This window comes from Actinacidiphila sp. bgisy145, assembly GCF_057708125.1.
Genome location: NZ_JBYIRL010000102.1, coordinates 1 through 1,779, shown reverse-complemented (window position 1 = coordinate 1,779; position 1,779 = coordinate 1). Strand labels below are relative to the sequence as shown.

Here is a 1,779-nt window from a genome sequence, read left to right as displayed (position 1 = left end):
GGCGAGGGCGTCACGGTCGGCGGCATCACCGGCCACCACCCGCACCTCCGCACCCAGCTCGGCCAGCTCCGCGACCAGACGCGCCGCGCCCGGTGCCGCCGGGCCACGCCGCGACAACAACACCAGATGCCGCACGCCGCGGACGGTGACCAGGTGCCGGGCCAACTCCCCACCCAGAGTCCCCGTCCCACCCGTGACCAGGACGGTGCCCTGCGGGTCCCACTGGGCGGGGACGTTCAGCACGACCTTGCCCACATGCCGGGCAGCCTGCAGATGACGCAATGCCCCGACCGCCTGCGACAGCTCGAAACACGTCACCGGCGGCGGAGTCAGCGTCCCCGCCTCGAACATCACCCCGAGCTCAGCGAGCATCTCCCCGACCCGCGGCACACCAGCATCCATCAGATCGAACGCTCGGTAGACCACCCCGGGGTATGCCTGGGCGACCTGCTCGGCATCACGGATATCGGTCTTGCCCATCTCGACGAACCGCCCACCACGCGGCAACAACCGCAACGACGCGTCCGTGAACTCCCCCGCCAGAGCATTGACGACCACGTCCATACCCGCACCACCGGTCACGGCCAAGAACCGCTCACAGAAAGCCAGATCACGCGTCGAGGCAATGTGGCTCTCATCGATGCCCATCGCCCGCAACGCCGCCTGCTTCGCCGGGCTGGCGGTGGCGAAGACCTCCAAACCCCATTCCTGAGCCAGCTGCACCGCAGCCGTGCCCACACCGCCGGTACCGGCATGGATCAGCACCCGCTGACCCGGGCGGGCCTGGGCCAAGTCCCGCAGTGCATAAAACGCGGTCAAGAACCCCACCGGCACCGATGCGGCCTCCTGGAACGACCAACCCCGCGGCACCGCAGTCACCAGCCGGCTGTCGACGACCCCGACCGGGCCCCACCCTGGCACCAAACCCATCACCGGCTCACCCACAACCAGGCCGGTGACTCCGGGACCGGTCTCCAGGACCACGCCAGCGCCTTCCCCGCCCAGCATCCGGCCGTCCGCAACCATTCCCAGGCCGGCGACCACATCGCGGAAGTTCACACCCGCCGCCCGCAAACCCACCCGCACCTGACCCGGCAACAACGCCACACCGGCTTCGGGAGCATCGACCACCGCCGCACTGCCCAGATCACCCGGCTCCGCCACCTCCACCCGCCAACCCGAACCACCAGGCAACACCAACTCACCCGACGCACCCGCCCGGACCAGCCGACGCCCGAACACCGCCACAGTCCCATCCCCGGAACTGATGCGGACCTCGGGCTCATCAGCACCCAGCACCGCAGCCAGCACGGTGTCCACGTCAACGTCCCGGGTCGGGTCCAGGTCAGCCGCCGGGTCGACATCGACCAACAGCACACGCCCCGGATGCTCCGACTGCGCCGAACGCACCAAACCCACCACCGCCGCGCCCGCCAGATCCTGCCCGATAGCCACGCCCTGGGTCCAGACCACCAACCGCGCATTGTCCGTCTCGGGATCGGCCAGCCACTCCTGCACCCAACCCAACACCGTCACAGCAGCCAACTGAGCCGCCTCCGGTACCGGAACCCCCGATCGGGCAGCCGGCACCACCGCCACCGAAGCCGCCTCGGACCCGACCGACTCACCATGCCGCACCCACTGCACCACGGCGGTGTCAGAGTCCTGCGTGGCAGGCAGCGGAACCCAATCCACCGTGAACAGCGACTGCCGCACCTGCCGGCCAGCCCCGGTGAACTGACCAGCCGACGCCTCCCGCAGCACCAACGACCGCGCCGC

General features: G+C 70.0%; 1 protein-coding gene. It reads right to left on the bottom strand.

All coding sequences use genetic code 11. The features are described 5' to 3' along the window. A partial coding sequence (locus AC3ERT_RS36460) for a SpnB-like Rossmann fold domain-containing protein (RefSeq protein WP_435179466.1) occupies positions 1-1,779 on the bottom strand: 1,779 nt, incomplete at both ends.